The 2,742-nt window shown below is 44.8% G+C and carries 4 protein-coding genes and 1 tRNA gene; 2 read left to right on the top strand and 3 right to left on the bottom strand.

From position 1 onward, the window contains the following. Positions 1 to 237: 237 nt before the first annotated feature. The gene (locus ACLR2L_RS19810; protein WP_413370692.1) at positions 238 to 576 is read right to left on the bottom strand and encodes a DUF3718 domain-containing protein; all 339 of its coding nucleotides are present in this window, start codon (positions 574 to 576) and stop codon (positions 238 to 240) included. 332 nt (positions 577 to 908) lie between these two features. On the opposite strand from ACLR2L_RS19810, the gene ACLR2L_RS19805 reads away from it, so the two are divergent. Continuing rightward, positions 909 to 1,577: a hypothetical protein gene (locus ACLR2L_RS19805; protein ID WP_413370690.1), complete on the top strand. Its 669-nt coding sequence runs from the start codon at positions 909 to 911 to the stop codon at positions 1,575 to 1,577. A 35-nt stretch (positions 1,578 to 1,612) separates the two neighbouring features. On the opposite strand, the gene ACLR2L_RS19800 is transcribed toward ACLR2L_RS19805, so the two are convergent. Beyond that, on the bottom strand, positions 1,613 to 1,942 hold the full coding sequence (locus ACLR2L_RS19800) for a hypothetical protein (protein ID WP_140956380.1): 330 nt from the start codon (positions 1,940 to 1,942) through the stop codon (positions 1,613 to 1,615). A 269-nt stretch (positions 1,943 to 2,211) separates the two neighbouring features. Between ACLR2L_RS19800 and ACLR2L_RS19795 the strand changes: the two genes are divergently transcribed. Next, positions 2,212 to 2,288 (top strand) — tRNA-Ile (locus ACLR2L_RS19795). A 223-nt stretch (positions 2,289 to 2,511) separates the two neighbouring features. Here the strand turns inward: ACLR2L_RS19795 and ACLR2L_RS19790 are convergent. Then, positions 2,512 to 2,691 carry a type II toxin-antitoxin system RelE/ParE family toxin gene (locus tag ACLR2L_RS19790; RefSeq protein ID WP_413370694.1) on the bottom strand — a complete coding sequence of 60 codons (180 nt, stop codon included), beginning with the start codon at positions 2,689 to 2,691 and terminating at the stop codon, positions 2,512 to 2,514. Positions 2,692 to 2,742: the final 51 nt, after the last annotated feature.

Below are 2,742 nucleotides of genomic sequence, written 5' to 3'. Positions count from 1 at the left end.
TGAGCCCGGGATGTTGCAAACGGGCCTGAAAACAAAACTGCGTGTGCAGATCCGTGGTAAATTCAAACTGACATTCAGGCAAAGTGAGTTCTTGCAAGCTATGTGAAAAAGCCTGCGCCAGTTTACCTTGCGTCATAACGAACGAGATTGGCTCAGTTCGCGTTGCTGTTAACACAGTGCTACCTTATGAAAAAAGAGGCAGCCAACTGGCAGCCTCAAGCCCAGGGAAAGGAAAACTTAGCGCTTTGCAGTGAGGCTGCGCTCAGCCAGATTGGTTCGCTTGGCGATGATTGCGCCGGTTTGATTAGCGTTGTTTAACATGGCAAAGCTATACATATCCTGGCCATTACACACCAATCCGTTGGCCAGTACGCGATAGCTAACACCGCTGCTTTTCACGGCTTTATGCAGTGCAATTCTACTGTCGTCTTTAATGGCCTCACACACCGCTACCAACTTTTGTTCCATCGCAGCAGACATAGTGGCAGCCTGAGCTGAACTCATTGCAGCCATAGCACTTACAGACATCAATGCGGCAATAGCCAGTGGGGCAGAAATACGGTTACTTACTTTCATGATCTTATCCTCTGATTAACTCGATGCTGCGCAGGGAAACACAGCAAGACTTTCCGGTACGCCCCTATACAGTAGAGACAGAACGTAAAAAGGTTGTCTCAGAAACGTTAAATTACTGCTATTTGAGATTTTGCGATAAACGGGATATAACTGCAGTTAAACGGTCGGATTAACCTTCAGGTTAGTCGTGCAGACCACACAATTTGTAACATTCGAAGAAAGGAGCAGATTGATTCATTACTGCGTTTTGCGCATTGCTATGCTGCGTTCGGACACGCAACAGTGAATTAATCCGCGGATTGTCGCTTCGCAATCTGTATAAAGGAATAACCGTGTTAACCCATAAACACTATGAGGAAGTAAAACACCTTATCGCACCGGGCGACATCATTGCCTTTGGTGGTACCAGTCTATTTTCTCGCTGGGCAAAATTCACTACCCGTTCAGTGGTTACCCACACCGCTCTGGTTGTAGATACGCCCGACACGCCAACTAACCAGCACCTCAACGACCTCACTATGATTGAAGCAACGTCAATCAAAGGCAAAAAAGGGGTGATGTATAACTACGTGGGAGAACGCATTCGCACCTACAAGGGCGATATCTGGTGGTTGCCCCTTCACAACGATGCCAAAGCCTCACTGGAAGACAACTGGATTACCTTCCATGAATTCCTGGCTGACCAACTAAACAAATCCTACGATATATGGCAATTGTTTGGGGCAGCAATCGACACCTTCGACGACCACAAATGGTTCAAATGGCTAACCTACAACAGGCGTAAATTTAATCGCTGGTTTTGTTCTGAACTGGTGGCAGAAGGACTGCGACATGGCGGCATCCTGAATGAACTCAATGCGTCTGAAACAACGCCCAAGGATTTGTGTCAGTTTAATATTTACGATCGCCGATACGTGCAGCTAAAAGGCAAACCCAAAGCTATTCATGGCTTTAACACACTCAATCCTGACGGATGGGGAAATATCGAAGATGCTGGATGACAGGCCATTCAAGGAATGGCCGAGGTAACACCGCGTTAAAAAATGCTGTCCTGGTGAACACGGATGAACATATCTGTACCCGCTTTCGAATAGTCCACTTTGTATTCTTTACCACTTAAGGTTTGAATAAAAATCAGCGTTTTTTCGTCGCCGAACACATCGCTGGTAGTAACGTCTACCAGTTCCATGTCCATCATTTTTGCCTCACGTTTATTCTCAGGTACCTTTCCGGTGTACTCTTTAATGCCGCGGAACGTTACTACGATAGGTGGAGCGTCACTGCCATTAAGAACCAGCAAATCAAACTTGCGTACTTTGTGAATAAGCGTGTTTCGGCCACTAACCAGGTATGGTTTTTCAGTCATTATTATTCTCCAGATGAATTGCCGATTCGAAGAAAATCCTACTAAGTAGCTGAAAGATAGCAGACAAACTCCGTTTTTGCACTAATCTATGGCCGCCATTGACGGCAAATATAGCCCTCAAGTAAATAACCGCTGAGGCACAAGGACTTAAGTGATGAAAATTCGCGCAATTGAGCAATTTTGAGTATTGAGATGGGGTGACAAGCACACAAAAACTGCTTATACTTGCGCCCGCTAATCGATAGATAGCACCTCGCAACAATTCAAATGGCCCTATAGCTCAGTTGGTTAGAGCACACGACTCATAATCGTTAGGTCCCTGGTTCAAGTCCAGGTGGGGCCACCATCTCCACTAAATCCGTGGGTTAGATGGTGAATAACTTCTCACTACTTTCTGTTTTACCAGATAAGTCGCCAATCCCGACCAAGGTCAACTAGGGCCACATCTACTTCTTGTTGTGCAAGAATACTATTACGTTCATTTAACAATTACTCTTTTTCTTTAGCGAGTTGCTGAAGTCAGTTATGAATTTTTAAGAGCCTATCTGATAACGTACAGAACACATTCATTACTCAAAAGCAGTGTTCAGGTTTTCTACTCTTAGTATTCGCATGACATCAACGCAATGATTAGAAACGACATAGTAAATAGCATGTTTTCCATACACGCTTCGTCTATATCCCTTACGAATGTGATCAACAGCCTGATAATGCAACGGATTTTCCGCAATGCTTTGAAACTGAGTAATTAACCCGCCAATGTATTACTTTGCCTGAGCTAGCCCAAAGTTATCAATGCC

Source organism: Alteromonas sp. AMM-1 (genome assembly GCF_047290655.1).
GTDB classification, from domain to species: domain Bacteria; phylum Pseudomonadota; class Gammaproteobacteria; order Enterobacterales; family Alteromonadaceae; genus Alteromonas; species Alteromonas mangrovi.
The sequence above is the reverse complement of the archived record's forward strand: the minus strand, read 5'-3'. Positions and strand labels throughout refer to the sequence as shown.

Excerpts from the sequence above, each read along its gene's own strand:
- ACLR2L_RS19810 (WP_413370692.1), bottom strand. The coding sequence starts at position 576 with ATGAAAGTAAGTAACCGTATTTCTGCCCCACTGGCTATTGCCGCATTG.
- ACLR2L_RS19800 (WP_140956380.1), bottom strand. The coding sequence starts at position 1,942 with ATGACTGAAAAACCATACCTGGTTAGTGGCCGAAACACGCTTATTCAC.